This is a genomic window from Streptococcus cuniculi, assembly GCF_001921845.1.
Lineage (GTDB): Bacteria > Bacillota > Bacilli > Lactobacillales > Streptococcaceae > Streptococcus > Streptococcus cuniculi.
Map to the genome: position 1 here is coordinate 1 of NZ_MSJM01000005.1, position 26,253 is coordinate 26,253.

Annotated in this window: 28 protein-coding genes and 1 pseudogene; 24 read left to right on the forward strand and 5 right to left on the reverse strand. The window is 41.1% G+C overall.

Annotated elements, in window-relative coordinates; all coding sequences use genetic code 11:
* Together BU202_RS10405 and BU202_RS06045 are read right to left on the reverse strand one after the other, a co-directional pair.
* Positions 1-78: pseudogene (locus BU202_RS10405) on the reverse strand (IS200/IS605 family transposase); the annotation flags it as partial.
* A gap of 178 nt (positions 79-256) precedes the next feature.
* Complete coding sequence (locus BU202_RS06045; protein ID WP_075104898.1) at positions 257-622, reverse strand: MerR family transcriptional regulator; 366 nt, start codon at positions 620-622, stop codon at positions 257-259.
* A 71-nt stretch (positions 623-693) separates the two neighbouring features.
* On the opposite strand from BU202_RS06045, the gene BU202_RS06050 reads away from it, so the two are divergent.
* Positions 694-996 (forward strand): hypothetical protein, encoded by a 303-nt coding sequence (locus BU202_RS06050; protein WP_075104899.1) that lies wholly within the window; start codon positions 694-696, stop codon positions 994-996.
* On the opposite strand, the gene BU202_RS06055 is transcribed toward BU202_RS06050, so the two are convergent.
* The gene (locus BU202_RS06055; RefSeq protein WP_075104900.1) at positions 982-1,488 is read right to left on the reverse strand and encodes an NUDIX hydrolase; all 507 of its coding nucleotides are present in this window, start codon (positions 1,486-1,488) and stop codon (positions 982-984) included. The two genes, BU202_RS06050 and BU202_RS06055, sit on opposite strands and share 15 nt — an antisense overlap.
* A 154-nt stretch (positions 1,489-1,642) precedes the next feature.
* Between BU202_RS06055 and rnpA the strand changes: the two genes are divergently transcribed.
* The 3 genes from rnpA to jag are packed head-to-tail and all read left to right on the forward strand — an operon-like array spanning position 1,643 to position 3,776.
* Positions 1,643-2,002: a ribonuclease P protein component gene (gene rnpA, locus BU202_RS06060; protein ID WP_075104901.1), complete on the forward strand. Its 360-nt coding sequence runs from the start codon at positions 1,643-1,645 to the stop codon at positions 2,000-2,002.
* Positions 1,986-2,798 carry a membrane protein insertase YidC gene (locus BU202_RS06065; RefSeq protein WP_075104902.1) on the forward strand — a complete coding sequence of 271 codons (813 nt, stop codon included), beginning with the start codon at positions 1,986-1,988 and terminating at the stop codon, positions 2,796-2,798. Before rnpA ends, BU202_RS06065 begins: the two co-directional genes overlap by 17 nt.
* 18 nt (positions 2,799-2,816) lie before the next feature.
* Complete coding sequence (jag, locus tag BU202_RS06070) at positions 2,817-3,776, forward strand: RNA-binding cell elongation regulator Jag/EloR (protein ID WP_075104903.1); 960 nt, start codon at positions 2,817-2,819, stop codon at positions 3,774-3,776.
* Between the two features lie 519 nt (positions 3,777-4,295).
* Here jag and BU202_RS06075 read toward each other — a convergent pair.
* Positions 4,296-5,459 carry an IS110 family RNA-guided transposase gene (locus BU202_RS06075; RefSeq protein ID WP_075104904.1) on the reverse strand — a complete coding sequence of 388 codons (1,164 nt, stop codon included), beginning with the start codon at positions 5,457-5,459 and terminating at the stop codon, positions 4,296-4,298.
* A 444-nt stretch (positions 5,460-5,903) separates the two neighbouring features.
* Between BU202_RS06075 and rpmH the strand changes: the two genes are divergently transcribed.
* From rpmH to rsmA, 6 genes are all read left to right on the forward strand, one after another.
* Positions 5,904-6,041: a 50S ribosomal protein L34 gene (gene rpmH, locus BU202_RS06080; protein WP_018368178.1), complete on the forward strand. Its 138-nt coding sequence runs from the start codon at positions 5,904-5,906 to the stop codon at positions 6,039-6,041.
* 109 nt (positions 6,042-6,150) lie between these two features.
* Positions 6,151-6,930 (forward strand): TatD family hydrolase, encoded by a 780-nt coding sequence (locus BU202_RS06085; protein WP_075104905.1) that lies wholly within the window; start codon positions 6,151-6,153, stop codon positions 6,928-6,930.
* Between the two features lie 28 nt (positions 6,931-6,958).
* The gene (locus BU202_RS06090) at positions 6,959-8,419 is read left to right on the forward strand and encodes a PIN-like domain-containing protein (RefSeq protein WP_075104906.1); all 1,461 of its coding nucleotides are present in this window, start codon (positions 6,959-6,961) and stop codon (positions 8,417-8,419) included.
* Complete coding sequence (gene rnmV, locus BU202_RS06095) at positions 8,323-8,901, forward strand: ribonuclease M5 (RefSeq protein ID WP_075104907.1); 579 nt, start codon at positions 8,323-8,325, stop codon at positions 8,899-8,901. The genes BU202_RS06090 and rnmV overlap by 97 nt, the downstream gene beginning before the upstream one ends.
* Positions 8,894-9,421, forward strand: a complete 528-nt coding sequence (locus BU202_RS06100) for a DUF1697 domain-containing protein (RefSeq protein WP_075104908.1) — start codon at positions 8,894-8,896, stop codon at positions 9,419-9,421. The genes rnmV and BU202_RS06100 overlap by 8 nt, the downstream gene beginning before the upstream one ends.
* A gap of 64 nt (positions 9,422-9,485) precedes the next feature.
* On the forward strand, positions 9,486-10,361 hold the full coding sequence (gene rsmA, locus BU202_RS06105; protein WP_075104909.1) for a 16S rRNA (adenine(1518)-N(6)/adenine(1519)-N(6))-dimethyltransferase RsmA: 876 nt from the start codon (positions 9,486-9,488) through the stop codon (positions 10,359-10,361).
* 59 nt (positions 10,362-10,420) lie between these two features.
* Here the strand turns inward: rsmA and BU202_RS06110 are convergent, their stop codons facing one another.
* Positions 10,421-11,293: a metallophosphoesterase family protein gene (locus BU202_RS06110; RefSeq protein ID WP_244149027.1), complete on the reverse strand. Its 873-nt coding sequence runs from the start codon at positions 11,291-11,293 to the stop codon at positions 10,421-10,423.
* A gap of 196 nt (positions 11,294-11,489) precedes the next feature.
* On the opposite strand from BU202_RS06110, the gene BU202_RS06115 reads away from it, so the two are divergent.
* The 14 genes from BU202_RS06115 to iolC all read left to right on the forward strand — a co-directional run bounded on the left by BU202_RS06115 (position 11,490) and on the right by iolC (position 26,251).
* Positions 11,490-12,437, forward strand: a complete 948-nt coding sequence (locus BU202_RS06115; protein WP_244149028.1) for an aldo/keto reductase — start codon at positions 11,490-11,492, stop codon at positions 12,435-12,437.
* Positions 12,438-12,443: 6 nt separating this feature from the next.
* Positions 12,444-13,208: a sugar phosphate isomerase/epimerase family protein gene (locus BU202_RS06120; RefSeq protein ID WP_075104912.1), complete on the forward strand. Its 765-nt coding sequence runs from the start codon at positions 12,444-12,446 to the stop codon at positions 13,206-13,208.
* 18 nt (positions 13,209-13,226) lie between these two features.
* A complete protein-coding gene (locus BU202_RS06125; protein WP_075104913.1) occupies positions 13,227-14,480 on the forward strand; it encodes an ABC transporter substrate-binding protein in 1,254 nt (417 codons plus the stop codon).
* A gap of 79 nt (positions 14,481-14,559) precedes the next feature.
* The gene (locus BU202_RS06130; RefSeq protein ID WP_075104914.1) at positions 14,560-15,447 is read left to right on the forward strand and encodes a carbohydrate ABC transporter permease; all 888 of its coding nucleotides are present in this window, start codon (positions 14,560-14,562) and stop codon (positions 15,445-15,447) included.
* Positions 15,448-15,449: 2 nt separating this feature from the next.
* Positions 15,450-16,274, forward strand: coding sequence for a carbohydrate ABC transporter permease (locus BU202_RS06135; protein ID WP_075104915.1), 825 nt, complete (start codon positions 15,450-15,452; stop codon positions 16,272-16,274).
* Positions 16,275-16,282: 8 nt separating this feature from the next.
* Positions 16,283-16,843 (forward strand): hypothetical protein, encoded by a 561-nt coding sequence (locus tag BU202_RS06140; RefSeq protein WP_075104916.1) that lies wholly within the window; start codon positions 16,283-16,285, stop codon positions 16,841-16,843.
* 17 nt (positions 16,844-16,860) lie between these two features.
* Positions 16,861-18,876, forward strand: coding sequence for a BglG family transcription antiterminator (locus BU202_RS06145; protein WP_075104917.1), 2,016 nt, complete (start codon positions 16,861-16,863; stop codon positions 18,874-18,876).
* Complete coding sequence (locus tag BU202_RS06150) at positions 18,873-19,175, forward strand: PTS sugar transporter subunit IIA (protein ID WP_075104918.1); 303 nt, start codon at positions 18,873-18,875, stop codon at positions 19,173-19,175. Before BU202_RS06145 ends, BU202_RS06150 begins: the two co-directional genes overlap by 4 nt.
* 1 nt (position 19,176) lies before the next feature.
* The gene (locus BU202_RS06155) at positions 19,177-19,518 is read left to right on the forward strand and encodes a PTS sugar transporter subunit IIB (RefSeq protein WP_075104919.1); all 342 of its coding nucleotides are present in this window, start codon (positions 19,177-19,179) and stop codon (positions 19,516-19,518) included.
* A gap of 3 nt (positions 19,519-19,521) precedes the next feature.
* Positions 19,522-20,739 (forward strand): PTS transporter subunit EIIC, encoded by a 1,218-nt coding sequence (locus BU202_RS06160; protein WP_142354769.1) that lies wholly within the window; start codon positions 19,522-19,524, stop codon positions 20,737-20,739.
* A 15-nt stretch (positions 20,740-20,754) separates the two neighbouring features.
* Positions 20,755-21,351, forward strand: coding sequence for a YitT family protein (locus BU202_RS06165; protein WP_083605765.1), 597 nt, complete (start codon positions 20,755-20,757; stop codon positions 21,349-21,351).
* A 3-nt stretch (positions 21,352-21,354) separates the two neighbouring features.
* Positions 21,355-24,471, forward strand: a complete 3,117-nt coding sequence (locus BU202_RS06170; RefSeq protein WP_075104922.1) for an alpha-mannosidase — start codon at positions 21,355-21,357, stop codon at positions 24,469-24,471.
* Complete coding sequence (gene iolB / locus BU202_RS06175) at positions 24,462-25,277, forward strand: 5-deoxy-glucuronate isomerase (protein WP_075104923.1); 816 nt, start codon at positions 24,462-24,464, stop codon at positions 25,275-25,277. Before BU202_RS06170 ends, iolB begins: the two co-directional genes overlap by 10 nt.
* A gap of 11 nt (positions 25,278-25,288) precedes the next feature.
* The gene (gene iolC, locus BU202_RS06180; RefSeq protein WP_075104924.1) at positions 25,289-26,251 is read left to right on the forward strand and encodes a 5-dehydro-2-deoxygluconokinase; all 963 of its coding nucleotides are present in this window, start codon (positions 25,289-25,291) and stop codon (positions 26,249-26,251) included.
* Positions 26,252-26,253 lie beyond the last annotated feature (2 nt).

The window sequence follows — 26,253 nt, forward strand, 5'->3', positions numbered from 1 at the left end:
TCTATACTTAGGGGTAAACACAATGTGATATTTACACATCCATTTTGTGTGCGATAAACTATGTGCCTTTTGTGCCATATTAGTATCTCCTTTCGCTTTACAGTAGGCTTGAACACCTTTATTGTATTGCGTTTGGAGATTTTTTGTATAACAGTCGATGCGCACCCGCATAGCGGGTGGTTGATTTGTCTCGCACCTATCGGAGCGAGACTGGGCTTAAAGCCACATAAATAAAATGAAAAGCCTAGGCTTTTTCCTAGGCTTTTTCTGCTATTTTCTCGTTTAACTGCTCTAGCAACTCTGTCATGTTTTGGATTTGCTGTTCTAGTTGCTGGATGTGAGCTTTGCGCTCTGCGATTTCATCTTGCAAGACTTGGCGGTTTTCTAGCCATTGTTCTCTTGTACCGCACATGGTATCGTGAACTTCTTTCATGCGTTTAATGGCTTTGATAGACAGTCCTAGTTCTCTTAATTGGAGAATATTTTCCAAGTCCTTGCAATCATCTTTGCTCCACTTGTAGTGGCCTTGGACAATCGCTGGGGCAAGCAAGCCTTTCGTGATATAAAAACGAAGTGTATCTCGGCTGATGTGATAGGTTTGGGTGATTTGTCCAGTTTTCATCGCTCTTCCTTTCAAAAATGCTTGACAGGGGCTTAGCCCCTCATGATTTAATGGCAAAAAAGGAGGAAAATATGTTTCAAATGTTCATCAGTGTGTATGTTTCTTTGCCATTTGTGGCGGCTCTATCCATGAAAAATCAGCTTTCTGCGGTTTGGCGGATTGTGTATGCTCTGCCAATGTTACTAGCGCTGTTAGCCGTTCTAGGGAATGGTGACAAGGCTACCTGTCAAGGATTGTTGATTGCTAGTCTTTTTCTTGCTTGGGTGATTCGTCCCTTGGGGGGAAAATTCGTCTTTGGTCAGGTTCACCTGTCTCATTTTCTCGTTCATGGCATCATCAGTTTGCTTCTTGTCTTTGGGCTACTCTTTTTCTAAAAACAACCGCTCGACATACTCTTTTTGTCGCGGAATGACGCGCGCGGTATCTAAAAAGGCTGGGAGGTCTTGGCGTGCCACCCAGATGAAATCAGTCGTTTCTCCTTCTTGGAGGACAATGCTGTCCTTCTTGCAGTCGACTTCTGCCCAATAGAGGTCGAAGATACATTGGTGTTCGTGCGCAACAAAGTCGTGGTGATGAATGAGCTGACTAGCTTCTAGCTGGATGCCAGTTTCTTCATGTATTTCACGAAGAATCGCTGTTTTAGGGTCTTCATCAAGCAGTGCAGAGCCACCTGCTGTTGCTTCAAAATAGTTGGGAAAGGCGGGTTTCGTGCTGTCTCGCTTCATGAACAGAATGCTTCCGTCCTTGTGAGCAATGATACATTCGACGACCAAGTGATAAAGTCCTGTGGGAATAGCCTTGCCCCGCTCTAAAATGACGTCTGTTTTCTCCCTGTTTTCCAGATAGGCGTTCCAGTATTCTGACATAACCTGCTCCTCTTATTTTGTAGTGCAATTAGCATACCATAAATTTTTAAAAAAATCTGTAAAAAATCGTGGGAAAGGGCATAACTAAGCAGTTTATTGGCTTTTTTGAAAAATATGGTATAATAGAAGTAATTTTGAAAGATGGAGTTAGATTTTGAAGAAAACGTATCGTGTGAAGCGTGAACGTGATTTTAACGATATTTTTACACAGGGCAAAAATGTAGCCAACCGGAAGTTTGTGATTTATCGATTGGCTAAGGAGCAAGCGCATTTCCGAGTCGGTTTATCTGTCAGTAAAAAATTGGGAAATGCAGTGACGCGCAATAGAATTAAACGTAAAATTCGGCATGTTCTGATGGAATGCGCTCCTTATCTAGCAACAGATGATTTTGTAGTCATTGCTCGTAAAGGGGTCGAGGAGTTATCCTATCAAGAAATCAAGCAAAATCTTCTGCATGTTTTAAAACTAGCTAAACTATACCAGGAAGGTGTTTCTCTTGAAAAAGAAAGTTAAATGGGCTAGCCTGCTCACTTTATCCCTGCTTTTACTGACGGCTTGTGGTAGGGGAGATGTGACTAGCCAATCGACCGATGCTTGGGAACGATTGATTTATTGGTTCGCAAGTATCATCAAATTGTTGTCTATCAATGGACAGTTGGGAGTGGGGATTATTCTCTTTACCATCTTAGTCCGTACGCTCCTCTTGCCGCTTTTCCAATTGCAGATGACCTCATCTCGGAAAATGCAGGAATTGCAGCCTCAATTGCGAGCTTTGCAAGAGCAGTATCCAGGAAAAGATTTGGAGAGCAGACAGCTTCTCACGGAAGCAACGCGGAAGCTCTACAAGGACAATGACGTCAAAATGTCAGCGTCCATGATTCCAGTCTTTATCCAGATGCCGATTTTGTTGGCTCTTTATCAGGCGCTTACAAGGGTGCCAGACTTGCGGGTTGGACAGTTCCTTTGGTTAAATCTTGGGGAGACCGATCCTTATTATATCTTGCCTATTCTAGCCACTGTGTTGACATTCTTGAGTATGTGGTTGAGCAATAAGGCTGCGCCAGAGCGCAATGGCGCCATGACCGTCATGATGGTTGCGATGCCACTGATGATTTTGATGTTTGCCCTAACAGCAGCAAGTGGGGTCACTCTTTATTGGACGGTATCAAATGCCTATCAGGTCTTCCAAATCTTGGCCTTGAACAATCCCTTTAAAATCATTGCGGAACGAGAAGCCAAAGTTGCAGCGGAGAAGGAGCGTCAAGCTAAAATCAGAAAAGCTCAGAAAAAGGCTCGGAAAAAGAAATAGGATATTAGGAGATAAAAGATGAAATTTACAGGAGCAACAGTAGAAGAAGCGATCCAGAATGGATTAGCAGAATTAAACATTCCTCGTAAGAGAGCACACATCACCGTACTTGCACGTGAAAAAAAAGGATTTTTAGGATTTGGGAAAAAGCCTGCTCAAGTCGACATCGATGTTATTGATGAAACCACGGTTGTTAAAGCCAATCAAAAGGCTGTTCGTGGTGTTCCAAGTGAGGTCAATGAGCTCAATGAGCCGGTTAAAAGTGTTTCTGAAGCAACGATTGACCTTGGGAAAGTGGTTGCAGCAGTCAAAGAATTTGAAAAAACGGGTCAGCATTTAGAAGATACAGTAAAGGCTAAAATCTTGAAAAACAAGAAGGATGCGAAGGCCATTCTTGCTGAAACAGGTCGCATCGAGATTCTTAAAGACGAAGATATCGTAGCAGGAGCAGAGCCTGAAGCAGCTAAAGCCGAATCGTTTGATGACTTAGATATCAAGGTTGAGCAACAATACGACATTGACCAAGTGGTAGCAGAAGTCTCTGCCTATATCCAAGAAATCTTAGATGACATGGATGTGGAAGCCCGTATCGAAACAACCCACAATCGCCGTACAATCAATCTCCAAGTGGATACGGATGAGCCAGGACGCGTCATTGGCTACCATGGAAAAGTTTTGAAGTCCTTGCAACTCTTGGCGCAAAACTTCCTCTACAATCGTTACGAGCGTAATTTCTATATTACAATCAATGTCAATGACTATGTAGAACATCGGGCAGAAGTCTTGCAAGGATATGCGCAAAAGCTAGCTGAACGGGTGTTGGAGGAACAAGAGGCCTACCATACAGACCCAATGTCTAGTAGCGAACGCAAGATTATTCACCGCATCATTTCCAAAATGGACGGCTTGACCAGCTATTCAGAAGGTAGCGAGCCAAACCGTTATGTGGTGGTGGACATCGAAGGAAAACATGACTAAAAATGGATAGGGAGTGGGACTCAATCGTGATTTCGTAGAAATCGATTATCCTCACTCCTTTATTTCTAGGTTCGGGCTAAAATAATCCACTGGATTATTTTACTCCCACCCTCGCAAGTTGACTAGCTTCCACAATTGAGAATTGTGGAAGGTTAGAAATAAGGCTAGCGAACGCTTCTTCGCTAGCCTCTTCTAATAGAATGTTGATTTATCAACGTCATGGATAAGTTGCTCACAACTTTCTGTTCTCTTCAATGCTCCACTGGAGCATTGAACCCAGAGACAAGCCTCGCTTTCGGATTTCTAGGCTCGGGTATCAATAGTCACTCCCCTGACTGTCTTCGCTTTCTAGTTTCCGAGCTCAGGTATTAACAGTCCACTGGACTGTTAATATATACGTCAAACTGTTAAAACTATAAAACGTAAGGAGATATGGGACTTTTTATACGAAAACTAAAAAAGTGCAAAAAATCCTCCCCTATGATATACTATAGGTGAAACTTTTTATGTATTAGATTGTTAGCTCGTCTCTAACAATCTTTTTTGTTGGTAATATTCAGAATAGGTTCGATTCGTTGATAAGAGTTCATAGGCTAGTTTCAGTAAGTAATGGGCAATGGCAATCGTGGCTTTCTGTGGTCCTCTTCTAGCCCGTAATCTGTTAAATCGTTGGGATATGGGACTTCCTTTCTGTCGCTTGGCCGCAAAAGCAGCTTGACATAAGCATTTCTTCAAGTAAGCATTTCCATGTCGTATCCTAGTACTTTTCTTCTTGCCTGCACTCTCATGATTTCCTGGGCATAAGCCCGTCCATGAACTCAACTGTCCAACTGTTGGAAACTGATTCATATCAGCACCAACTTCAGCTAGAAAGACCGAAGCCGTAATGTGATCAATTCCTGATATACTCTCTAAAATGTCTACTTCTCTCTCATATTCGGCGAGATAGGACTCTATTCGTTCTTCTAATGAGTGGATTTTCCTTTGGTAGAAATCATATATCTCTAAGGACTCCTCAAGCATAAACCGATGATGTTCAGAAAAATAACCATCCAAAGCTTTTTCGAGCTGAGGCACTTTCCGTTTTAAACTAGTGTATACGTTGTCTCGAATGGTTTGAGGAGTTATCTGTTCTCCCTTAACAAGAAGATTCATCAAATTGCGACCGGAACTCCCCATAATATCTTCAATATAGGTAGTGAGCTTGATACCACCTGATTGAAGAATCATGTGAATCCGATTCACTTCTCGGTTACGTGTTTCTACATGATGTTTTCGTTGACGAGTCAACTCTCTCATCTCCTGAATCCTTTCCTCGGGTACAAAACTTTTTGGAAGAAGTCCGATACGGGTGAGTTTGGCAATCCACAATGCATCCTTCTTATCTGTTTTTTTACCAGGGATAGTTCTCATGTGTGCTGGATTAGCCAAGATGAGTTCAAAATCATGACAGAGCGCATGCCAAATAGGTTTCCAGTAAACGCCAGTACTTTCCATGCCAACAACCTGAACATCCAATGCTTTTAGAAAATCGCGACACTCTTTAAGACCTTCTGCTGTTGTATCGAACTGGGCCTCTTCACGTTTAGGACGAGTAGTAGTGAGAGAGCCGTGTAACACACAAACAGCTATCATAGCTTGGTGAACGTCAATGCCTGCACAAGACTTATATAGGATATCCATCTTTTTTCCTCCTTGCATAACAAAATAATGAGGACTTATCTACCTAAAGATTCGTATTTTTATACTCATGCCATAAAGGCGATATTTTGGGGTGCTCGTAGGTAGACTGGATTAGTTTGTCCCTCGATTCATTTTTCAATAAAATATCAACCACAAAGCCCTCACTAGGAGTATACACCTAATGAGGGCTTTATGCGAGTTTTCATATGTTTGTGGGTGAGCGCGACGCGCTCATCGTGGTTTGTCCCAGCCTCTTTTCTTGAAAATTTCTATTTTTTCTCTCGCTTTTTCATGCAAATAGGTAAATTATTGAAATTTAAAGACTTGACTAGCCAGAATAGCTTGACAAAGCCGACAGAATCAGATAGAATAGTAAAGTATGTTTAGTAACTGATCAAAACTAGCCGGCTAAACGAATACAAAATCTATGAGGAGGTATTCATCGTGAAACGTACTTTTCAACCAAGTAAAATCCGTCGCGCACGCAAACACGGATTCCGTAACCGTATGTCAACTAAAAACGGCCGTCGCGTGTTAGCAGCTCGTCGTCGTAAAGGACGCAAAGTGCTTGCAGTGGCATAATAAAACGATAAAAAAGCCAGCAGAAACTCGAGTCTGTTGGTTTTTTTATGGCAAAAGCGGTATAATAAAGAAAATGAGTTTTTGAGTTGCAAATAGTACAGGAGAAAAAATGATTCAAATTTTTGATACCCATACCCACCTCAACGTTGAAGAGTTTGAAGGACGGGCTGATGAGGAATTAGCCTTAGCAGCAGAAATGGGCGTGACTAGAATGAATGTGGTGGGCTTTGATAAGCCGACGATTAAACGTGCCTTGGACTTGGCAACTCGCTATGAGCAAGTCTATGCGACCATTGGCTGGCATCCGACTGAAGCTGGTACCTATACTGACGAGGTTGAGCAGTTTTTGCGTGAGCAATTGCAGCACGATAAGGTCATCGCCCTGGGAGAGATTGGGCTGGATTACCACTGGATGACGGCTTCTAAAGAGGTGCAGGAGCAGGTCTTTCGCCGGCAGATTGCTTTAGCAAAAGAGTTGGACTTGCCCTTTGTTGTCCACACCCGCGATGCCTTAGAGGACACCTATGACATCATCAAGAGCGAGGGCGTGGGACCTCGTGGCGGGATTATGCACTCTTATTCAGGCTCTTTGGAAATGGCAGAGCGGTTTATTGAGCTTGGGATGACCATTTCCTTTTCAGGTGTTGTCACCTTTAAGAAAGCAACGGATATTCAAGAAGCAGCGACTCACTTGCCACTAGATAAAATTTTGGTTGAAACCGATGCTCCGTATCTAGCTCCTGTTCCCAAACGTGGACGGGAAAATCGCACCGCCTATACCCGCTATGTGGTCGATAAAATCGCAGAGCTCCGCGGTTTATCTAGCGAAGAAGTCGCAAGTGCGACTTACCAAAATGCCCTGCAGATATTTAATTTAGAAGTGAAGTAGAAAGTATTGAATTGAGAGGTTTATAATTATGAATTATATAAAGTATTGTAAAGATGTTTTAGCACAAAAAAAGGAATCAATAAGTAAAAAAGATCTTATAGAAGAATCGGTAATTATTATTGATACTAATTGCTTATTGTATCCTTTAAAAGATATGAAGTTAGGGGGAAAGTTAATAAAGAATTTTAATAAAATTAAAGATAGTTGCTACATCCCCTTTATTACTCAACAAGAGTATATCAATAACGAACAAATTACTATTACTCAGACAGCATCTAATATAGATAAGTGTGAAAAGACGATAAATAATTTAAAAAATACAAAAAATATTTTATCATCTAGTTTAATAGAGAAACGTATTTGTGAACAGATACGTGAAAAAATCAAAAATCAAGACAAGGAAGATGGTTTTAAAACATTTATTGGTACAATAGAATCATTTGAAGAAGATTTAAAAAACTTGTTGAAAGAGGATATAGAGAAAGAAGTAAATACTCTTAATGATAAGATTAATAAAAAATTATCAGAAAAGTCAGCTGAGTTTGAAAAACAGAATAAAGCAGATTTTGATAAGAAGTTTTATATAGAGAAATATTCTAAAAAGATTGTAGAGGCTTTATCAAGGTGGCTAGATGATGTTCAACTAGGTGAGATGTATACAGAAGAACAAATAAAAAAATATGAATCAATAATTTCTTCTCGCTATCAGGCAAGAGTTTCTCCTGGATTTGAAGATGATGGTAAAAAAGATAAATATATTATTATGAATTCTATTCCCATTAATAGGAGTTATTCGGATGCTATTTTTTGGTTAGATGCTTTGGAACATATAGAAAAAAATATTAATAATAAGAAATATTTGGTTGTTTTATCCAATGAAAAGAAAGGTGATTGGGTAGTTAATGAAGATGCTAAAGATATAAATGAGGATATGTTTATTGAATGTCATAGAAGAACAAGGTTAATTGCTAAGAAATTAGACGTCTGGTCGTTTATGGAATTGATGGGAGTTCCCCAAGACTCTGTTGAAAAATCTAAACAGCGTTACTCAGAATCAATAGATTACACTTTATATGGTCAGCTATACAGTCAAAAAAGTCAACGGCAAATGATGATAGATATTTTCTCTAGAGTTTTGGAAGAGACTTCTGGAGAAAAATATGTTTCATCACTTCCGTGTTTACAGCAAGAGGATGAGTTTAGACATAATACAATTTTTGATAGTAAAGTTGTGATTAGTGATAAAAAGAATAAAAAATTCGTATTAGGATTACAATTAAATAGAAAAGACAAATTACAGTATATCTGTAAATTATTAGAGACTAGAGTCATTGACAGTTCTGATCAACTACAATTTTTTGACGAAGAGAATCAGAACGAATGGGAAGATATATGCAAGCAAGTAAGGGAGAAAAGAGACAAATTACAGAAATCATCGTGGTTGAAGGACGAGATGATACGGCTAACCTCAAACGATTTTACGAGGTAGAAACCTATGAAACCAGAGGGTCTGCCATTTCGCAGGCGGATCTCGAGCGGATTAAGCGCTTGAATGACCTGCATGGGGTGATTGTATTTACAGATCCAGACTTTAACGGTGAGCGGATTCGGAAGCTGATTATGGCGGCTATTCCGACCGCCAAGCACGCCTTTTTAAATCGCGATGAGGCAGTACCCAGCTCCAAGACCAAGGGCAAGTCGCTCGGTATCGAGCATGCGTCTTTTGAGGACTTGGACAAGGCCCTCTCGCAAGTCTTAGGTGCAGAGGAAGAAAGGCCTGCCTTTGACATCGCACGGAGCGATTTGATTCGCCTCGGCTTTCTGGCAGGATCAGACAGCCGCAAGCGTAGGGAGTACCTCGGTGAGCAGCTCCGCATTGGCTACACCAACGGCAAGCAGCTCTTGAAACGCCTAGAGCTGTTTGGCATCTCGCTAGCTGAAGTCGAAAAGGTTATGGAGGGGTATGAATAAGAGGATTGTATTGCTGCGTGGTGTGATGCCGACAGGGCAAAATCACATTCCCAAGATGTCTTATCTGGTAGAAATTTTGGAGGAAGCGGGTTTTAAAGAAGTCAAGACCCACATTCAAAGTGGGAATGTCGTATTGAAGACAGAGCACTCTGATGAAGACGTCAAGCGAATCGTTCATGATGTGATTGTTGCTAGGATTGGGGCTGATTTGGCGGTGATTGTCAAAACACCTCAGCAGTTGGAGAGAGCCGCAGCTGAACAGCCGTTTGCTGAGCTTCTTGATCGTTCGCGTATTCATCTGGTCTTTACCAATGATTTCCTTCCTCAAGACAGTTTGGACAGGCTGCTGCGGGAAGATTTTGGAGCTGAACAGTTGGTTCAAGGGCATGAGTGCTTATACTTGTACCTGCCCCGTGATGCGAAAAAGAAACGCTTGTACACGAATTTTCTCGAAAAACGCTTGGGCAGTATCATGACAGCCCGCAAGTTGAGCGTTGTAGAGCGTTTGATGGAGATGTAGGAAACGTTTGTTTTTATAGTGGGGTAAATGATAACCCTGAAATGAAAGAGAGTTACAAGAAGGTATGCATATTGCAGATTACAGCGTGACGCGTGCGATTTTGGAGCGTCATGGTTTTACGTTTAAGAAGTCGTTTGGTCAGAATTTTTTGACTGATACCAATATTTTACAGAAGATTGTGGATACGGCAGAGATTGATGAGGCGGTCAATGTCATTGAGATTGGGCCTGGAATTGGGGCTTTGACGGAATTTTTGGCAGAGCGGGCAGCGGAGGTTATGGCCTTTGAGATTGATGAGCGTTTGGTGCCGATTTTGGCGGATACGCTCCGTGATTTTGACAATGTGACCGTGGTCAATCAGGACATTCTAAAGACCGACTTGGAAGCAGCTGTCAAGCAGTTTAAAAATCCAGCCTTGCCGATTAAGGTGGTGGCAAATCTTCCTTATTACATCACGACACCGATTTTGATGCACTTGATTGAAAGTGGCATTCCCTTTAGCGAATTTGTCGTAATGATGCAGCGGGAGGTGGCTGACCGCATTTCAGCAGAGCCCAACACCAAGGCTTACGGGAGCTTGTCGATTGCGGTGCAGTATTACATGACGGCTAAAGTAGCCTTTATCGTACCGCGCACGGTCTTTGTGCCTGCGCCAAATGTGGATAGCGCTATTTTGAAAATGACCAGACGTCCAGAGCCCGCGGTAGCGGTGACAGATGAAAAGTTCTTTTTCAAGGTGGCAAAAGCCAGCTTCACCCATCGTCGAAAGACCTTGTGGAACAATCTGACCAGCTATTTTGGCAAGGCAGACGGTGTCAAAGAAAAGCTAGAAGCGGCGCTTGAAGCAGCTAGCTTGCAACCGTCTGTCCGCGGGGAGGCTTTGACCTTGGAAGATTTTGCACGTTTGGCAGATAGCCTAAAGGCAGAAGGATTGGGATAGAAATTGATTGAAGAAAAAAATACCGAGAGAACAGGGTATCCGTGTTCTCTCGGTATTTTTTATGAGTAGGTGTGAATCTCAGTTTCCATATTATCAGGAGAAAGAGTGATTGATCGGTAGCCTCGTGGTAAAACACCATAGCAATTATAGCCAGAAACATTTCCATAGATAAACCGATGGTTTAAGAAGACTCCCTCGAAGTTATTATCGTGATCGTGTCCGCAGAAAATAGCATGTATGTGGTGTTGATACAAGATATGGCTGAAGAGTCCAGTATTTAATTTAGGGGCTGAGATACGAGGGTTCATTTCCCAATAATGCCCATCGATGATATGTTCTCCTGCCTGTTCAAATTCAGGGAGTGGAATATGCAAGAAGAGTAAATCGTGAGTCAAATCTGGGTGTTGCATCAAATATTGTTGAGATGTTTCTTTGTACCAGTTTACTTGCTCTAAGGACACCCAGTCATAGCTTTCAATATCTAGTAAAGCATCTGCTCCAGAATCAATGAAATAAAGCACATTGCTTAACCGTTGGTCTTTATAAAGTTCAATGGTAAAGCATTCTTTATGGTGGCTATCGCAAAATACATGTGATTTTGGCGCTAGGTAATGGAAGTATTCTTGTTCTAAGGCTTGCAAATCTTGACGGGATAAGGATTGTTCGGAGTCGTGGTTTCCATAAGTGATGGCTAGTGGAATAGGGTACTGATTAAAGATGTCTGCTAGGGCCTTCAATCCTTTTTGGGGGTCCTTCACGCCATCAGACCAAATCAAATCACCGGTAATGCAAATCAAATCAGCTGGTGTTGACTCAAGAGTGGCCTTGATTTTTTCAAAACTTTTGAGATCCTCCTGATTAAAAGGTGCTTCACCGATATGAATATCGGTAAACTGTAAAATAGTGAATGTTTTGTTTGGATAAGTGAGCATCAAGAACATCCTTTCGTTAAATTTTCTATGCTTTTACCATAACCAAGATTGACTTAAAAATCAAGTTTATTAATAACATTTTTTTGTATAAAATTTGTAAAAGTTTGTTATTCATTCTGTTGAAAGTCATTTTTGTATATGGTAGACTGGATATGTATAAGTAAGCGCTTTCTAAAAACAGAAAGGAGATTTCTTGGTGAAAAACGAAATCATAAAGGTAGACAGTGGAGAAATTCGGCTATCTAAAATTATTTTGGGATCGAGTGATTATCTGAAATTAAACAATATGTCAAAAGTCCATGCGATGTTTGGGGCTTATGTCAATGCAGGTGGATTAGCCATTGATACTGCGCGTCATTATAGAGAGAGCGAGTCAGTCATTGGTGAGTGGCTAAATGGGAAACCGCGTTCTGCCTATACGATTATTACCAAGTGTTGTCATCCCGTTCGAGAAGCACCTCACGCACCGAGAGTGACCCCAGAGGATATTATTCAGGACTTGACGACTAGTTTAGAAATGCTTGGTACAGACTATGTGGATATTTTGTTACTCCACCGTGATGATATTAACTATCCTGTAGGTCCTTTAATGGAGACACTTAGTCAGCTGGTAGATGAACAGAAAATCCGAGCATTTGGAGTATCTAACTGGACCTTGGGCCGAATCAAGGAAGCTCTAGCTTATTGTCAGGAGCATCAGTTGCATCCTCTATCCTTTAATAGCCCCAATTTAAGTTTGGCTGCTGTCAACTGTCAGCGCTGGGACAATACTGTAACAGCTAATCAAGAAATGCTAGACTGGCATGAAGCCAATCAGTTCCCTTTGATTGCTTGGTCTGCTCAGGCGGAAGGCTTCTTTGGCCATCGCTTCAAAAAAGAAGACAAGGATAATCCAGAATTAAAAGAATTTGTAGATGTCTATTTTAACGAGTTGAATTGGAAACGCTTAGATATATGTGATCGATTGGCGCGAGAAAAGGGTGTAAAACCGATTCAAGTTTCATTAGCTTATGTATTAAATCAACCATTTCCAGTATTTGCAACGATTGGTCCAGAAGAAGAGTGGCATCTTCAGGATTCGCTTGATGCATTGGACATTCGCCTTTCAGATGAGGAAATGGAATCTTTAAGGAAAGGAGAGTAGAAATCAGTGGAGAAAAAGAAAATAGCGGCGCAGCTCTATTCGGTTCGCAAGGAATTGGCCAAGAATCCAGAGGAAACCTTTAAAGCTTTAAAGGAAATTGGATTTGAAGCCGTGCAGTTGGATGGAATGCGTGGTCATTCTCCTAAGGAAATCAAGTCATTGGTGGATCAATATGGTTTTGAGATTGCTGGAATGCATATCAAGCATGATCGATTCTTTCATGACATCGACGGTATCATTGAAGAGGCCTTGCTCTTTAACTGCAAGACAATCTATGATAAATACATTGATGATGAAGAACAGCACTTGGACGGCTATGTCAAGACCAAGCAGCAGCTATTGCGCGTTCAAGAGCAGTTAAAAGGTCTAGGCTTTCGTGTTGGTCTGCATTGTCCAGAGTATGACTTTAACAACCAGATAGAGGGTGTGACAGTTTTGGACTATATCACTGCTCCAGAGTACGGTTTGGGCATTTATGCTGAGCCAGACACTTATTGGATGTCGGTTGCAGGAAAAGATCCTGTTGAAGAGTTCAAAAAATTCTCGTATCGTGCTCCGATTGTGCATTTGAAGGATTATAAAAAAGGCTTTGATCCTAAAGATATGGACAACAACCTGACGGAGTTGGGTAGTGGAGATGTACGGTTTGATCAGATTGTTCGCTGGGGAGAAGCAAACGGCGTAGAGTATTATTGTATTGAACAAGATTACTCGAAGATTGGAATGCTACATAGTTTAGCAAAAAGTTTTGATTATTTATTGTCAATTTAAAAAAGTGAGGAAATACAGATGAAAAACAGGTCAAGATGGGTATTGATGAGCAGTGTATTGCTAGGTGGGGCTCTGCTTAGTGCTTGTGGTAGTAGTTCGTCAACATCAAGTGATAAGGTATCGCTATCGATTAACTATTATAATGGTGCCATTAGTGACACAGCTATCGAAAATGCAAAGAAGGAATTTCCTGATTATGAATTGAACTTCAAGCAAATTCCAGCCAATGGGGATTTTGATACCAAATTGAAAGCCAGTCTAAATTCAAAATCAGCACCAGATATTACCGCAATCAATAGCAACATTGCCGACTACATTCCTTATAGTGATCGCTTTGTGAATCTATTAGACTATGGCACAGCCGATCTAGCCAAAGACTATGTTGAGTGGAAATGGGATTCTTGCTTTACAAATGATAAATCAGCTCAGATTGCGATGCCGATTGATATTGGGCCAACGGCTTTGTTCTACAATGTTGAAGCCTTTAAAAAAGCAGGGTTACCAACAGATGATAAGTCAGTCAGCGAGTTGTTGAGTAGTGATGAGAAGTACATGGAAGCGGCGAAACAGATGAAGGAAAAAGCTGATATGCCGATGTTCCAATCTTCATTGTCTCTTCTTCAACAACGCTATCGTGCGATGACTAAGCACATCTATGATAAAGATGGCAACTTAATCTATGCTGATGGCGAATTGAAAAAAGCCTGGGATTATGCTGTTATGGCAGAAAAGAATGGCTATACACTTGGGGCAAAAGGAAATAGTGCCGATGGTGCAAACTCCGTTCAACGAGGCCTATTTGGTGGTATGATTGAAGCCTCTTGGGGGATCAATGACTTGGCTGAAGATGGAGCTTCTCCTGAGCAATGGTTGATTGCGAAATCACCATTCTTACCATCCAACTATGGTGGTTCCTATCTTGCAGTTATCAAGACAACTGCTCATCCAAAAGAAGCAGCTGAAGTGGTTAAATATCTCACTAATGAAGAAAGCCAACGAGTGAACTATAAAGAGTTGGCGCTCTTCCCAGCAAATAAAAAAGTATTTGATGATGAATTTGCCAATGTGAAACATGAATTGTTCGGTAATGAGCAATACAATCATTACTTTATTGAAGCAGCGAATGCCTTGGAGTACATTCCATTTGATCCACGTGAATCTGCTGCCTTTGAATGTTTTGAAAATCAGATGACTCTTGTTGCAGAACAAGGAAAAGATCCTGAACAAGCATGGAATGATGCGATGAAAAAGGTAGAAGAAATCTCTAAATAGTTGATAGAACATTGTTTTGCTAGTAGATAATGTGTTCTACTAGCAAAACTTATCTTTCAAAGAGATGAAAGGTAGGACGATGAGTAAGAAAAAAGATATTGACAAGTATGTTCCCTATCTTTTTATTTCTCCATTTTATATTTTGTTTTTGATTTTTGGCCTCTTTCCCATTGTATTTGCGGGTATTTTAGCGTTTAACAAATGGGATGGTCTGGGAGAAATGAGATTTGTCGGATGGGGAAATTTTATCCGATTGATACATGATGCGGATTTTTATCTATCCGTAAAAAATACATTGATTATTTGGGCAGTTGGAACCTTCCCGATGCTCTTTATAGCTTTGGTGTTGGCTTTTATGATCAATCTAAAGTTTGTGAAGCATAAAGAATTGTTAAAGGCCATTTTCTTTTTACCGAATATTACTTCTGTTGTTGCAGTTACCATCCTGTTTGGTCTGATTTTCTCCAATCTGGATGGTCTTGCAAATAGTTTATTGCAGTTTTTAGGTTTGGCACCGATAAAGTGGGTGACCTCGACATTCTGGGTTCGGATTGTTATCGCCCTCATTAATATTTGGATGTATCTGGGATACAATACCATTATCTATCTGACAGGTATTACGAAAATTCCAAATGATTATTATGAGGCGGCCATAATGGATGGGGCGACGAATTTTCAAATCTTTCGTCACATTACCATTCCGCAATTAAAGCCGATTATCTTATTTACTGTGATGATGTCGACAATCGGTGGTTTGCAGGTATTTTCAGAAGCGCAGGTTCTCGTACCGCAAGGCGCTACGCCAGAAGGTGGTGCGATGACTATTGTCTATTACTTGTATAATACAGCGTTTTCTAATAATGATTATGGATACGGGTCCGCAATCGCTTGGGCTTTGGTGATTATTATCATGATCTTCTCATTATTAAACTGGTATTTGACGACTTATCGCATCAAGGGAGAGTAGGTATGGGAAATAAGCCGTTTAAATTATTCGTGAGAATTTTTCTAGGAATTGGTGTGGTTCTATCCATTTTTCCATTTTACTGGATGTTAGTGATGGGCAGTAAGCAGAACAAGGAAATCTATCAGATTCCACCCAATTTACTACTTGGTTCTGAGTTATTTCATAATATTGAGACTGTGTTTAGAGAGACATCGTTCTTTCATTCGGTACTCAATACGCTCTTTATTGCAATTACATCAACGATACTTATTTTGTTCTTTGATTCCCTGGCAGGCTTTTCCTTTGCAAAATTAAAATTTAAAGGCAAGGGCTTCTTGTTTACCTTTTTATTGGGAACGATGATGATTCCAGGACAGTTAAACATTATTCCATCTTTCTATTTGATGGATAAGTTAGGTTGGGTTGGCTCGTATAAAGCATTGATTATTCCAGGGATGGCAAATGCTTTTGGGATTTTCTGGATTAAGCAATACTGTACAGATGCGATACCGGATAGTCTCATTGAATCAGCAAAATTAGATGGGTGTTCGACCTTTAAAGTGTACTTTAAGATTGCACTCCCTATCATGAAACCAGCATTGGCCTTCTTAGCCCTGTATTCCTTTATGGGGTCATGGAATGATTATGTGTGGCCGTTGATTATTTTGAATGATGAGTCAAAGTATACCTTGATGTTGGCGCTCACTCAGCTAAAAGGACTTTACACCGTTAACTATCCATTGGTCATTACAGGAACGCTATTAGCAACGATTCCATTATTGATTGTATTTGTAATCTTTAGTAGACAGTTGATTGCAGGTATTACAGAAGGGGCTGTGAAACAGTAGGCAAGGCGATGAAAGAAAAAGTAATAGAATGGCAAGCAAAATTGATGGATATCATCATCGTGAGTATGATGATTGTGCTGGGCTTGTTGACGGTCGTTGGAGGGGTATACAGCCTATTGATTGCGTTTGTATATCTGGCTCCACTATCAGATAGCAAGTGGACAGTTACAAAAGACAAGAAGGTTATTGCAGTTTGTATAGGGGCGCAGATTCTGGTCTATGCTCTCTTAGCTATTCTGTTCCTAAATCTTCAGCTTCTTCCAGTCTTGCCGAATCTTTTGGTCATTGTCAGTAGCTTTTTACTAACAGTATTGAGTATTACCAGTTTTTCACTCTTGACAACAGGTATATGGCAATTAGCTAGGGGTTATGTCCCATCTATGGCTCTTGTCTATCAAGGGATGCGAGGGTTGGTTTTGGGTGTTCCCAGTTGGATTGTCTTATTTGCTTTGTTGTTAATGGCAGTTTTTGCAGTGGTGGTTTATCCGCCCTGTTTGGTGATAGTAATCGGCAGTTTTCTTAAGCTACTCAATAAAATGAGTGAGAAGATGATGCTAGAAAGAAGCTAGTGCTAAGGAGGAGTACCATGAAGTTGACCCAGCGGGAAATTGACTTACTCCGGTTCATTTTAGAACAAAAAGATGGGCTGGACATCGAAAATATCCGCCAAAGATTGGGCCTGTCTGATAATCAGATTCGATACACCATAGGGAAAATCAATCAGTTTTTACGAAGCAGAAAAGCCAGTTTGTTAAAGGTGGAGAAGGACTGTATTGTGATTGGAAATCGAGAAAGAGTCCTAGAAGAATTTACCTTTTTTGTGTCTCATACAACACCAGGGCAGTTCAAATTTACTCCCCGACAGATGGAATATTTCATTTTACTGAAGCTCCTCATCGCAGATGACTATATTCCGATTAATTATTTTACAAAAGTGCTAGGATCTTCTAGAACTAGCATTGTCAACCTGCTTGAAAAGGTTAAAAAAAGATGTGCGAGGGAAGCGATTCAACTGGACTATGTGCTGAGACGAGGCTATCGTATACCAGAATACAGCTTTAAGCGATTTGCTTTCTTTGTATCGATTCTAAAAAAATTAATCAATATCCGGGAAATCTACAGTTTCTATTACAAGGACAATGTCTACTCTAAAGTAGGCGACTTGGTTTTCTTTGATATTTTTGAATTAGATGTGCTCTTTGAAGCCTTGGAAAAAACGATTGAATATTCCAAGACGGTAGATGATCAGATGGATGATACGGCCTTTTTGAATATGATGATTCTCAATTATAAATTGATGAAGGTGGAAAAGGAAGCGCCTAATCCAAGCCAACAAGAAAGGCTGAAGCAACTGAGCCAGTTCCTATCTAGTTTAGAGATGAATCATGAACAAAAAATTGAAGACTTACAGTTGGCACAGGACTTACTGGCGTACCTGAATGCTAAAATCGCATCCGCATTTCGACTGGTCGAATCACGACATTCTACAGAAGTATTGACGCGCCATCTCCAGCGCTTCATTTTGCGGCAAAAGCAACACAATCCGATGCAAGATGTCAATTTAGAGTTCGTCAAAACGCATCCTGAGTTATTTCAGATTATTTTTACAGCGCTCCGTTCCTACAAGGGGCAGCTATTTCAACATGTGACCGTATCAGAAGCCGCCTTGGTGACTCTTTATTACATCAATGGTATTGATGATCACCCAGTAGTGTGTCAAAGTTGTCCGCGGATTCTCATTATTTGCGCAGAAGGACGGGCTATTTCGCGTGTCTTAAAAGGACGTATCGCACGCTTTGTCGATGAGAGCTATATTGATACGATAGCGGTTTTTGAATTTAAGCCGCAACAGCTTCAGGATTACGATTACATTATTACCACGATTAAACTACCAGAAGTGGATTCAGAAAAAGTGATTTATACAGAAAACGCCTTTTCAGAAGCCTTTTTGCAAAAAATCCAGCCCCTATTGATGGGCCAAATGTGTGTAACACCCGCTCGCGATGTGACTAAGCTCTCGCAGATTATGGAAGTTCTAGTAGAAGAATTGGGCGATCAGATTCAGATGGATCGGATAGAAGCGAAGATTATCAACATTCTAGCAAGCAATGTTATCAAGAAACCATCGATTGCTTCTGTGGATTTTGTCTTTGATCCGACGATGCTCGTCTATCATCAAAATCATGAGGGATTGGCATGGAGAGAGGCTGTACAACTTAGCTCGGAATGCTTACTAGAACACGGTAGCATTGAAGAACGCTATACCCAAAAAATTATTCGCAATATCGAACAATTCGGGATGTACATGGTCATTGCTCCTGGTGTGATGTTGGTCCATGCTGGAGCAGAAGACGGTGTGAGACAAAATGGACTCAGTATGCACGTCTTTGAAGAGCCGGTCATTTTCCCTTCGACAGATGGGATGCCCATACAAGTCATCGTTGTCGTTGCGATGGATAAACAAAATTCCTACCCGGTAATTGAAGGCTTGATCCATTGGATTACGCAGGAAGAATCGCTATTTACCCTGCGGGATAGCGGCAATCGTTTGAAATGTATACAAAAAATAAATACTTTATTAGGAAAAAAAGAGGGAAGATGATGAACGAGATTTCTTTTGAATTGATTTCAAAAGCAGGAACTGCTTTTTCACTATTAGTAGAAGCGTTGCGAGAAGCTAGGAGACACCATTTTGAGATTGCAACACAAAAAAGAGCAGAAGCAGAGCAATTGATGAATGAGGCCCATAATCTGCAAACACAATTGATTGTGAAGGAGATGAATGGTGAGGAAAATCAAGTGAATGTATTGTTGGTTCATGCCCAAGGAACGCTGATGAATACTATTTTGATGTCTACCATTGTTGAAGAATTTATTTTGTTATATAAAGAAGGAGAATAAGATGGAAACATTATCAATCTGTTTAGCTTGTAATTTAGGCGCCTCTACTAGCATACTTGTCGGTAAAATGAGAAGTATCGTTGAAGCGAGTGAGAAGCTATCAAGTAGCAATGTGACCATCGATGCGGTACCGGCGGGAAGCATTGATGAAAAGATTTTAGAGAAGTATCAAGTTATTTTATTAGGGCCACAGATTGGCCACCGAAAAGAAGAAATTGAAGAGAAGGCTAGGCCTTACCATGTGCCGGTAGCTGTGATTCATGCGGCCGATTACGGAACCATGAATGCAGCAAATATCTTAAAAGAAGCCATCTATTTGATAAAGACCAATTCAGAGGGGTAAAGAGTGCTAGGAGATAGATTTCATCATAGGCTTGAACGATTTCAGAAGTTGATGTTGCCCTTGGTTGCTACAATTGAAAAAAATAACTGGTTTCAAGGTTTGAAGCAATGCTTTATACACCTAAATATTCTGATGATGACAATGTCTGCTCTTGCCATGCTCAAGGTTATCACTCACTCTTTAGGCTATCCATTGCTCAATCAGATGACGACCGAATTGTTAGGGCTTTTGACGCAACATTTTTCATGGATTTTTCTGGTTTTTTTAGCCTATTTAGTTGCTCGAGATCAGACAAGATACCTGTTTTATGGCTGTAGTGTCATTGTCTTCTTTCTCTTGAAAGGAGAAGGGAATTCGGCCCTTGTAGATATGCCTGCCGCCTTTCTCTCGCTTCTTGTCAGTGCAGGGATTCTTCAAGTCTACCATCAAGTGCTGGAGCGTTTTTTGCGCTCTATATCTTTACCGATGAAGGGGATGGAATACTTCTGTCAGGTGCTCTATCTTATCCTGGTATTTGGAGGTTTGTGGGTGGTAGCGCAGTGGTTATCTGTTCACTCTCTCCTTTCTTGTTTTGAGTACGTGACATTGGATCATCCCTTGGTCGTTTTTCTCATTGTTTTTATGGAGATGCTCTTGTGGTATGTTGGTATCAACGGTTATGGCGTCTTGGTTCCGTTTGTCCTCTTTTTTGCTGTGAACAATTTTCAAGCAAATCTAACTGCTCTTGCAGCTGGGCAAACTCCTGAGCATATTTTCACACCGAATTTGTGGGATTATTTTTTTAGTGTGACGGGTTCTGGGCTAACAGGGGCCTTGGTAATCCTATCCTTGTTTAGTTCTAAAAAGACCTTTAAAGAAGTAGGGAAAGCAGCGGTTTCGGGGATGTTTTGGTCTGTATCAGAGCCAATTGTCTTTGGTGTTCCCGTGGTAATGAATCGCTACTTATTTGTACCTTTTGTTATTGGAACTCCGCTATTAGCGGTATTTCAATGGTTTGTTTTTCGACAAGGTTGGGTCAATCCACCTATCTTTTTTGTAGCAGATGTACCACTTCCACTTGCACCTTTTCTTGCGACTTTAGATATTCGCTCTTTGGTACTGGTTGCTGTCGTTTTGCTACTTGCAGTAGCGATGTATTATCCATTCTTTAAGGCCTACGAAAAACAATATCAGGAAAAAGTAGAGGAGGATCGCTACGGAGACTTAGATCTAGATTTTTAAAAAGGAGGTACAGGATTGCAAAAATCAATCTTAAAAATAATGTTTGGGAATATTTTGCTAGGTTTAGCCTACGCCAAACTGATGGTACCGAATCATATTATTAATGGCGGGGTGACGAGTCTATCCTTGATTTTTAGTCGTATTTTTCAGCTGGATATTACGATTTTTACAAATGGACTTACCTTAGCCTTACTGGTCATAGCCTATCTATTTGTAGGGCGATCGTTTCTACTATCGTCGATGGTCAGCAGTGTTTTTTACTTGCTATTTTTCAATGTCTTTTACCACCTACCATTCACCCTGCATACCGTTCTTGCTGTAGATTTTCTGCTTGCTGTCTTCTTGATTGCTGGAGGCTACTATTGCTGTTTATCAGAAAATTCATCGACAGCTGGTTTGGATGTCTTTGCGGTTATTTTACACAATCGTTTTCCTAGATACTCAGTTGGGACTTACTTGCGGTATATCAATGTGCTAGTTCTAGGATTGGGCTATACTTCTTATGGTTTTCGTTCAGTATGTCTAGGGATTTTGTTTAGTGTTTGTTTTACCAAGGTGATGGACATGTTGATGAAGCAGGAAAAAAAGAAAGAAAACGTTTCAAGGAGCTAATAAATGAGTTTATTTTATCTAACAGAGAAGCTACGTACTCGAATCAATGAGTTAGAAAATTATCGCTTTCATACAATTCAGACCATTCCAGAATGGAAATTGTTGGAAGATGAGACGAAACAAGAGAAATACCCTCCTTCTCCATTTGCCAATAGCGCTCCTTTCGTGCTAGGAGATATATGGAAGGGAAGGGATTATTATCTGTGGATTCAACAAGATATAACCATCCCTAATGAGGATGATTTGTACCTATACTTGGATTTTGGTCATACTGGTGGTGGTTATAATTCAGGTTTTGAATCTCTTTTATTCATTAATCGAGAAATCTATCAGGGAGTCGATTCGAATCATAAGGAAGTCAAGTTGAAGGATGAGTATCGCAATCGGACTATTACAGTTTCGCTCAAGTTGTGGTCAGGTTTAGAAGGTGGTGGCGAAGAAAAGATTCAGACACATGAATTTCGGAAAGCTGCCGTGTGCCGTCTAAACCGTTCAGTAGATGCCCTAATTTGTCATGCAGATTTGCTCCACAAGACAATGGCGGAGTTAGGGGAAAATCACCCGCTCTATCATCGCTACTCTACCCTACTAAATCAAACTTTCCAATTGATTGACTGGGCAGAGCCTGGTAGTAGGGCCTTTTATCAATCAGTAGAAGGTGCCTATCACTCGCTAAAATCAGAGCTTCAATCCATGCCTAAGGATAGCCCGATTACGGTGACAACGGTTGGCCATACTCACATTGATGTGGCCTGGTTATGGAGATTAAAGCATACGCGCGAAAAAGCGGCTAGAAGTTTTGCGACTGTTCTGCGTTTAATGGAGGAGTATCCAGACTATATCTTCTTACAGACCCAACCGCAACTTTATCAATTTATCAAAGAAGATTATCCAGAGCTCTTTGAAAAAATCAAGGAACGTGTGGCAGAAGGTCGTTGGGAGGTTGATGGAGCCATGTGGCTCGAAGCCGATTGTAATATTCCGTCAGGTGAGTCCTTGACCAGGCAGATTTTACATGGTTCACAATTTATTCGCGATGAATTTCAGAAGGATGTCCACTATCTCTGGTTGCCTGATGTCTTTGGCTATTCGTGGGCCTTGCCACAAATTCTGAAAAAGAGTGGTATCGATACGTTTATGACCACAAAAATCAGTTGGAATCAGTTCAATCGGATGCCCCATGACACCTTTATTTGGAAAGGCTTGGATGGTTCTGAGGTCTTAACTCATTTTATTACGACGCCAGAGCCAGGAGAAGAAAACGAATGGGAGTCCAATTGGTACTACACCTATAATGGTGAGCTAGAACCTGAAACGGTTTTAGGGGTTTATGAAGCTTATCGGGATAAAAATATTAATCAAAATCTGCTCATCTCTTATGGATTTGGAGACGGCGGTGGTGGTGTTACTCGCGATATGCTAGAGAAACGCAGGGTCATGGACCAATTACCTGGCTTGCCGCATGTGAAAAATGGTCGGGCAGATGACTATTTTGCTACTCTGCAAGAAACCTTCCAGAATACGGATGAGTATGTTCACACTTGGGACGGAGAGTTGTACCTAGAATACCATAGGGGAACGTATACCTCTCAAGCATTTGTGAAAAAGACCAATCGACAATGTGAATTGTTCTTACGTAAGTTGGAATACCTGTTCTCATTGCTTGACGTGAAAGCGCATACTAAATATCCGAAAGAAGAATTGTATGCTCTATGGGAGACAGTTCTTCGGAATCAATTTCATGATATTATACCAGGTTCATCGATTAAAGAAGTTTATCAGGATTATCGCCTAGAAATGGGAGATGTCGTAGACAGCTGCAATCGATTACTCAAGGGAGTATCGATGCCTTCCACAGCTGTAACGGTTTGTAACAGCAGCACTTGGGAGCGGACTTCCATCCTAGAATTACCACTAGCACCTTTAGGAACTGCCTATACAGATTCCAAAGGAAAACCATTGCCTAGCTTCAATGCGCAAGATAAGACATATGCCTTGATGGAGCGTCTACCAGCTTATGGGTCTGAAACCGTACAACTATCAGACAGTCCAACAGCTGGTGAGCCAGTCCAAGCAGCCGCCACTTTTGGTCCGTCATCTGTTGAAAATGAATGGTATCAAATTCAATGGAATGAGGAGGGGCAGTTAACACGGATTTACGATAAAGAGTGTCAAAAAGAAGTGCTTGCAGGAAAAGGAAATGTTTTCCAACTCTTTGAAGATAAGCCGATGAATTTTGATGCTTGGGATATTGATATTTTCTATCAAGAGAAACACCGTGTATTGACGGTAGACCGCATTGAGGTGCTGGCGACAAATCCTTTATTTGACAGCGTTCAATTTTGTTATCGTTTTGGTAGATCAACCTTAGTGCAGGAGATGAGACTCTATCATCATACCAAACGGATTGACTTTGTGACCGAAGTTGACTGGCAAGAACGCCAGCAATTGCTGAAAGTCAAATTTGATGTCAATGTCCGAAACACTTACGCAACCTACGATATTCAATATGGAAATGTGCGTCGCGCAACCAACTGGAATACTAGCTGGGAATTGGCCAAATTTGAATCTGTTGTGCATCAATGGGTTGATTTATCGCAAAGAGATTACGGAGTAAGTCTGCTCAATGATTCCAAATATGGTTGCGATGTCAAAGGACAAACCTTACGCTTGAGTTTGTTAAAAGGAGCTATCTACCCAGACCCGACAGCAGATATTGGTCGTCATCAATTTACCTACAGCTTATATCCGCATAAAGGCGACTTTATTGAGGGAGAAACAGTAAAAGAAGCTTGGGAGATCAATGATTCCTTATTAGTAGTAGATGCAGCTATTGAAATGCCGAAAATGACCTTGACAGGTGGGGAACATGTAGCTATGGATGCCTTTAAAAAAGCTGAAGATGGACAGGGTTATATCCTTCGATTCCACGAGTATGCCGGAGGAACAGAGAGCCTCGAACTTTCGCTTGAGAATAGTCAGTGGTGGCAGGAAGTTGATTTGTTAGAACGCCCAATAAGTATCAAACAAGAAGGTCCTATCCATATGACAATAGAGCCCTATGAGATTAAAACCGTTCGTGTAGGAATGAAAGACGAGGAGGACGAAGTATGCAAGTAATCAAACACCCAATCTATTTTCCGGTCACGGAAGGGGTGGAGCTCATCCAGTATGTCAATCACGAAAATAGCAGGATGCAGTATACGGCAGTTGAAGTTTATGAGTTGAAAGCCGATGCCGAGCTGATGATTGCTACAGGTCAAGAGGAATGCTGTGCAGTTGTTTTGTGCGGGCAGGCCAGTTTATATGTTGATTCTGATACTTCTTTCTTGCATCTTGGCACTCGACAATCCGTTTTTGAGAAAAAACCAACAGACAGCGTCTACCTCGGTATCGAGAATCAGTCTAAGCTAGTAGCAGATACAGATTGCCGCATTTTACTGGCAAAATCAAGAACGACAGTGAAAAAGCCAGTCACCTTAATCCCTCATACAGAGGTTGAGATTGAATTTCGAGGAAAAAATCAAAACCAACGGTGTGTACACACCATGTTATCCGATGCTAGTGATATCAGTGATCGTTTACTGGTGGTAGAAGTCTACACAGACAGCGGACATTTCTCTAGTTATCCTCCGCATAAACATGATGAGGATAATCTTCCTCAAGAATCCTTGTTAGAAGAGATCTATTACCATGAAATAAATCCTTCGCAAGGCTTTGTATTTCAACGAGTCTACACCGATGATCGCTTACTGGACAGCAGTCTCTCATGCCATAACAAAGACATTGTATTAGTGCCCAAAGGCTATCATCCAGTAGGGGTGCCAGATGGATATGAATCCTATTATTTAAATATCATGGCTGGCCCGCATAAGGTGTGGAAATTTACAGATGATCCGGATCATCAATGGACAAAAAATAGATAGGAGATGGTAAAATGAGCTTTTCGTTGATTGCTCTTGGGAGAGCATGTATTGATTTAAATGCGGTGGACTACAATCAACCGATGGAAGAGACCATGACTTTCCAGAAATATGTTGGTGGCTCACCAGCTAATATTGCTATTGGACTAGCAAAACTTGGTGAGAATGTCGGTTTTATTGGGAAAGTATCAGATGATCAGCATGGTCGTTTTATCCGTGAGTTTATGAGAAAATCTGGCGTGGATGTATCTCAGATGATTTCAGATGATGCAGGCCATAAGAGTGGTCTTGCCTTTACAGAAATCAAGAGCCCGTCAGAATGCAGTATCTTGATGTATCGTGAGGATGTAGCGGATCTGTATCTGGATGCGACAGAGATTTCAGAAGACTACATTCAGCAAACCAAGTTCTTATTGGTTTCAGGTACAGCCTTAGCCCAAAGTCCATCTCGAGAAGCTGTTCTCAGAGCAGTAGAAATTGCCCGAGAAAAAGATGTGCCAGTCATTTTTGAGCTGGACTATCGTCCCTACACCTGGCAATCTCTAGCAGAAACAGCAGTTTATTATCAGCTGGTTGCACAAAAGGCTACAATCGTGATTGGCACACGGGATGAATTTGACATTTTGGAAAACAAAGAGGGTGGAGACAATGAGACAACAGTCACATCGCTCTTTGCTCACTCACCAGAGCTCATTGTCATTAAGCATGGTGTGGATGGCTCCTATGCCTATGAGAAAAATGGAACTGTGACGAGAGGTTATGCCTATAAAGCCAAAGTTTTAAAAACCTTTGGTGCAGGGGATTCCTATGCGGCAGCCTTCATCTATGCCTTGCTGCATGAAAAAGGAATTGAGGCTGCCCTCCAGTATGCAGGTGCTGCATCAGCCATCGTTGTGAGTCGTCATAGCTCGTCAGAGGCCATGCCAACAGTTCAAGAAATTGAGGAAGTCATTCAAACACAAACATGGGGAGGGTGACG

Bases quoted from the DNA above. Each gene is read 5' to 3' on its own strand.
- BU202_RS06125 (WP_075104913.1), top strand. From the start codon at position 13,227: ATGAAAAACAGGTCAAGATGGGTATTGATGAGCAGTGTATTGCTAGGT.
- BU202_RS06145 (WP_075104917.1), top strand. From the start codon at position 16,861: ATGAAGTTGACCCAGCGGGAAATTGACTTACTCCGGTTCATTTTAGAA.
- BU202_RS06075 (WP_075104904.1), bottom strand. From the start codon at position 5,459: ATGGATATCCTATATAAGTCTTGTGCAGGCATTGACGTTCACCAAGCT.
- BU202_RS06085 (WP_075104905.1), top strand. From the start codon at position 6,151: ATGATTCAAATTTTTGATACCCATACCCACCTCAACGTTGAAGAGTTT.
- BU202_RS06055 (WP_075104900.1), bottom strand. From the start codon at position 1,488: ATGTCAGAATACTGGAACGCCTATCTGGAAAACAGGGAGAAAACAGAC.
- BU202_RS06100 (WP_075104908.1), top strand. From the start codon at position 8,894: ATGAATAAGAGGATTGTATTGCTGCGTGGTGTGATGCCGACAGGGCAA.
- BU202_RS06155 (WP_075104919.1), top strand. From the start codon at position 19,177: ATGGAAACATTATCAATCTGTTTAGCTTGTAATTTAGGCGCCTCTACT.
- BU202_RS06130 (WP_075104914.1), top strand. From the start codon at position 14,560: ATGAGTAAGAAAAAAGATATTGACAAGTATGTTCCCTATCTTTTTATT.
- BU202_RS06045 (WP_075104898.1), bottom strand. From the start codon at position 622: ATGAAAACTGGACAAATCACCCAAACCTATCACATCAGCCGAGATACA.
- BU202_RS06170 (WP_075104922.1), top strand. From the start codon at position 21,355: ATGAGTTTATTTTATCTAACAGAGAAGCTACGTACTCGAATCAATGAG.
- jag (WP_075104903.1), top strand. From the start codon at position 2,817: ATGAAATTTACAGGAGCAACAGTAGAAGAAGCGATCCAGAATGGATTA.
- BU202_RS06090 (WP_075104906.1), top strand. From the start codon at position 6,959: ATGAATTATATAAAGTATTGTAAAGATGTTTTAGCACAAAAAAAGGAA.
- BU202_RS06050 (WP_075104899.1), top strand. From the start codon at position 694: ATGTTTCAAATGTTCATCAGTGTGTATGTTTCTTTGCCATTTGTGGCG.
- BU202_RS06140 (WP_075104916.1), top strand. From the start codon at position 16,283: ATGAAAGAAAAAGTAATAGAATGGCAAGCAAAATTGATGGATATCATC.
- BU202_RS06135 (WP_075104915.1), top strand. From the start codon at position 15,450: ATGGGAAATAAGCCGTTTAAATTATTCGTGAGAATTTTTCTAGGAATT.
- rnmV (WP_075104907.1), top strand. From the start codon at position 8,323: ATGCAAGCAAGTAAGGGAGAAAAGAGACAAATTACAGAAATCATCGTG.
- BU202_RS06110 (WP_244149027.1), bottom strand. From the start codon at position 11,293: ATGCTCACTTATCCAAACAAAACATTCACTATTTTACAGTTTACCGAT.
- rsmA (WP_075104909.1), top strand. From the start codon at position 9,486: ATGCATATTGCAGATTACAGCGTGACGCGTGCGATTTTGGAGCGTCAT.
- iolC (WP_075104924.1), top strand. From the start codon at position 25,289: ATGAGCTTTTCGTTGATTGCTCTTGGGAGAGCATGTATTGATTTAAAT.
- iolB (WP_075104923.1), top strand. From the start codon at position 24,462: ATGCAAGTAATCAAACACCCAATCTATTTTCCGGTCACGGAAGGGGTG.
- BU202_RS06150 (WP_075104918.1), top strand. From the start codon at position 18,873: ATGATGAACGAGATTTCTTTTGAATTGATTTCAAAAGCAGGAACTGCT.